4 protein-coding genes are annotated in these 3,717 nt (G+C 60.3%); 3 read left to right on the top strand and 1 reads right to left on the bottom strand.

The features are described 5' to 3' along the window. Positions 1-270 precede the first annotated feature (270 nt). Together guaA and ACTHL0_RS18135 are read left to right on the top strand one after the other, a co-directional pair. Entirely contained in the window at positions 271-1,854 is a 1,584-nt protein-coding gene (gene guaA / locus ACTHL0_RS18140) for a glutamine-hydrolyzing GMP synthase (RefSeq protein ID WP_440568211.1), read from the top strand. A gap of 370 nt (positions 1,855-2,224) precedes the next feature. Beyond that, positions 2,225-2,776 (top strand): isochorismatase family protein, encoded by a 552-nt coding sequence (locus ACTHL0_RS18135; protein WP_440568210.1) that lies wholly within the window; start codon positions 2,225-2,227, stop codon positions 2,774-2,776. Between the two features lie 118 nt (positions 2,777-2,894). Here the strand turns inward: ACTHL0_RS18135 and ACTHL0_RS18130 are convergent, their stop codons facing one another. After that, positions 2,895-3,071, bottom strand: a complete 177-nt coding sequence (locus tag ACTHL0_RS18130; RefSeq protein ID WP_440568209.1) for a hypothetical protein — start codon at positions 3,069-3,071, stop codon at positions 2,895-2,897. Between the two features lie 177 nt (positions 3,072-3,248). On the opposite strand from ACTHL0_RS18130, the gene ACTHL0_RS18125 reads away from it, so the two are divergent. Beyond that, positions 3,249-3,584 carry a helix-turn-helix domain-containing protein gene (locus ACTHL0_RS18125; protein ID WP_440568208.1) on the top strand — a complete coding sequence of 112 codons (336 nt, stop codon included), beginning with the start codon at positions 3,249-3,251 and terminating at the stop codon, positions 3,582-3,584. Positions 3,585-3,717: the final 133 nt, after the last annotated feature.

Here is a 3,717-nt window from a genome sequence, read left to right as displayed (position 1 = left end):
CCGGCGCCGAATGTTCGGACGAGCGTTGGTCCAGCCCCATCGTCGGCACGCACCCGCGCCGCGGACGGCATGGGCGACGTACGGGGGGATCACCCGGCCGCGGCGCCGCGGCCTCCGTTTCATTGTTGACCGCACGCGCGTCCGCGCCTGCGACACCTCAGCCGTATTTTTCGTGCGCGTTGCGGTTGCGCGGCGCTCGCTGTTTGACCTTTCATCCGCAACGCGGCTCGCGTTGCGTCCGTATTCGTTCACTATCGATCCGTGCCCACCATGCATGACAAGATCCTGATCCTCGACATGGGTTCGCAAGTCACTCAGTTGATTGCGCGCCGTATTCGCGAAGCACACGTCTATTCGGAAATTCATCCGTACGACGTCGACGACGCGTTCATTCGCGAATTCGCGCCGAAGGGCATCATCCTTTCCGGCGGCCCGAGCTCGGTCACTGAAGAAGATGCGCCGCGCGCACCGCAAGCCGTATTCGAACTCGGCGTGCCGGTGCTGGGCATTTGCTACGGTATGCAAACGATGGCCGAGCAACTGGGCGGCAAGGTCGAACTGGGTCATGTGCGCGAATTCGGCTATGCCGAAGTGCGTGCGCGCAATCATACGAGCCTGCTTGAAGGAATCGAGGATTTCCGCACGGCGGAAGGCCACGGCATGCTGAAGGTGTGGATGAGCCACGGCGATAAAGTCACGCAGATGCCGGAAGGTTTTGCGCTTATGGCGTCGACCGAATCGTGTCCGATCGCCGCGATGGCGGACGAAGCACGCCACTTCTACGGACTGCAATGGCACCCGGAAGTGACGCATACGGTCAAGGGCCGTGCGATGCTCGAACGCTTCGTACTGCAGATTTGCGGTGCGAGGGCGGATTGGGAGATGGGGCATTACATCGACGAAGCCGTCGAGAAGATTCGCGAGCAAGTGGGCAGCGAGCACGTCATTCTCGGGTTGTCCGGCGGCGTGGATTCGTCGGTGGCCGCGGCGCTGCTGCATCGTGCGATCGGCGATCAATTGACGTGCGTGTTCGTCGATCACGGTCTGCTGCGCTTGAACGAAGCGGAGCAGGTGATGGCCACGTTCGGCGATCACCTTGGCGTGCGTGTGATTCACGTCGATGCGAGCGAAGCGTTCCTTTCTAAGCTAGCTGGCGTTACGGATCCGGAGCAGAAGCGCAAGATCATCGGCGCCGAATTCGTCGAGGTGTTCCAAGCCGAGGCAGGCAAGCTGACCGATGCCAAGTGGCTCGCGCAAGGCACGATCTATCCGGATGTCATCGAATCGGCCGGGAAGGGCAAGAAGGGTACGCATACGATCAAGAGCCACCATAACGTCGGTGGGCTGCCCGAGACGTTGAATCTGAAGCTACTCGAGCCGCTGCGCGAGCTGTTCAAGGATGAGGTACGCGAGCTCGGCGTGAAGCTTGGGTTGCCGCATGAGATGGTTTATCGGCATCCGTTCCCGGGGCCGGGCCTTGGCGTGCGGATTTTGGGCGAAGTGCGTCGCGATTTCGCCGATTTGCTGCGCCGTGCCGATGCGATTTTCATCGAGACGCTGCGCAATACGATCGACAAGGAAACGGGGAAGTCTTGGTATGACCTCACGAGCCAAGCGTTTGCCGTGTTCCTGCCAGTGAAGAGCGTGGGCGTGATGGGCGATGGGCGCACGTATGAATATGTCGTCGCGCTGCGCGCGGTGCAAACGCTCGATTTCATGACGGCCCATTGGGCGCATCTGCCGCATGAACTGCTGGGGCAGGTATCGAACCGGATCATTAACGAAGTGCGCGGGATCAATCGCGTCGTTTATGACATCTCGGGGAAGCCGCCGGCGACGATTGAGTGGGAGTGAGGACTTTTTAAATTCTCTTTTATGTAGTCCCAAGCCGCCGCAATTTGACGGTATGGCCGACGGTATCGATGAACGGCATGCGTAGAGGCCCGCTTGATACCGTCAGGGACGTTGACGGTATCGGCGAGTGGTGAGATAGGCGCTTGGTCCCGAGCCGTTTTCCGCATGGGCAGAAATATCGGCCAACAGCGGACATTGGACGGTTCTAGGCATATCGTCGACAATGGGAAGAGTTGCCGAGCGGCAGCTTACCTAGAGTTCCTCGGTAACGGCGTTACCAAAACTGAGAATGGAGCCGTCCGCAGACCACGGCTCTGTTCCGTCAGTGCTGCGGGACTCGTCCCTATGACCAACGAACTGCGAGGCTTTCATGTCCCGTATTGCCGTCATCGTTATCGACGTGCAGAAAAAGTTTTTTAGCGGCCAGGCGGCCGCGTATCGCGCCAACGATGTGATCGATGGCATCAATCGAGTCACGGACGCGGCGCGCAGCAAGGATGCCCCTGTCTTTTTTGTGCAGCACGAGAGCGATGCGAATGGGCCACTGGCGCACGGCAGCGACGCGTGGCAATTACCCGCCGGCTTGGTTCGCGAGCAGAATGACGGGACCATCTTCAAGACTGTCGGCGATTCGTTTCAGAACACCTCGCTTGCGGAGCAACTCAGGGAAAAGGATATTGATAGCGTACTGCTGTGCGGGTATGCATCGGAGTTCTGTGTCAACGCCACGGCTCGCCGGGCGGAACTGCTTGGCCTGCGCACCATGGTAGTGTCCGACCTTCACACGACCCATGACAAGCCGCATCTAACCGCAGACAAAATCGTCGAGCATCAGAACTTCGTTTGGACGAATTCGTCGATGTCAGGCAGACGCGTCAGAGTACTTGGGCTGGCGGACGTTCTGGAAACGGAGTTCCAATAAACAGGGTGAAGCGTCGCGTAGAGGCTCCGCCCTCAGGGCCGGAGCCGGCCTGTCTCTTCGGACGCTGATCGGCCATTACCAGCCGGTCGGCGCCGAGACAGAATTCTGCCGTGTCGGGTCATCGAGCGGTGAGGACACGCGCCCAAGGCTCATCGATGTCGACCAGACCCAGCACGGCCACCACGTTGTCGAGCATTCCGGCGCCGAACCAGCGCCGCACGGCATCGTCATCGCCCAGCAACCGCCGAACGGTATGAACCTGCTTGGCGTAGCACCGGCGCACGGACTGTTCCAAAGGGCGATGCTGCCATCGATGGTGGCACGCCAGAGACCTGCAGCGAAAGGACCGCTTCCCGCTGGGCACGATGTCCGCTTCGGCTCGACAAGACCCATTCGCCGTACAGGCTAGCTGGGATAGAAATGTTATCTTCGTGATACATTAGCACGTGTAGAGACTTACGAAGATAGCAAAATGCCAACCCCTCACGCTCCTTCTGCCGGCGTCCGGCGGGCGCTGCAAAAATTGGGTGCCGATATTCACGATGCGCGTCGCCGCCGCCGGTTGACCATGGCGGTGGTGGCCGATCGAGCTTTCACGTCGAGAGCGACTTTGCAGCGCGTTGAGGCCGGAGATCCGGGCGTGAGCATCGGCATCTATGCAGCCGTGTTGCTGGCGCTTGGCCTTCTAGGCGGACTACAGGATCTTGCCGACGCTGCCCACGATACAGTGGGGCAGTCGTTGGCTACCGCGGCGTTGCCGCAGCGCGTCCGGCTGCCGCGTGGCAGAGGGAAGGGCGATCATGGCTGATGTCGAGGTATATATCGATGTCGACGACTCGCCGCGTCCGGTGGGGCTGCTCAGGCGCCATGCCTCACGTCGGGAAGAAACGGTTACGTTCGAATATGACGAGACCTGGTTGGCCGACGACGAGCGCTTCTCG

The organism is Trinickia sp. (genome assembly GCF_051961175.1).
In the GTDB taxonomy this organism is placed as follows: domain Bacteria; phylum Pseudomonadota; class Gammaproteobacteria; order Burkholderiales; family Burkholderiaceae; genus Trinickia.
The sequence above is the reverse complement of the archived record's forward strand: the minus strand, read 5'-3'. Positions and strand labels throughout refer to the sequence as shown.

Coding starts and splice junctions, on each gene's coding strand:
- guaA (WP_440568211.1), top strand. CDS start 271: ATGCATGACAAGATCCTGATCCTCGACATGGGTTCGCAAGTCACTCAG.
- ACTHL0_RS18135 (WP_440568210.1), top strand. CDS start 2,225: ATGTCCCGTATTGCCGTCATCGTTATCGACGTGCAGAAAAAGTTTTTT.
- ACTHL0_RS18125 (WP_440568208.1), top strand. CDS start 3,249: ATGCCAACCCCTCACGCTCCTTCTGCCGGCGTCCGGCGGGCGCTGCAA.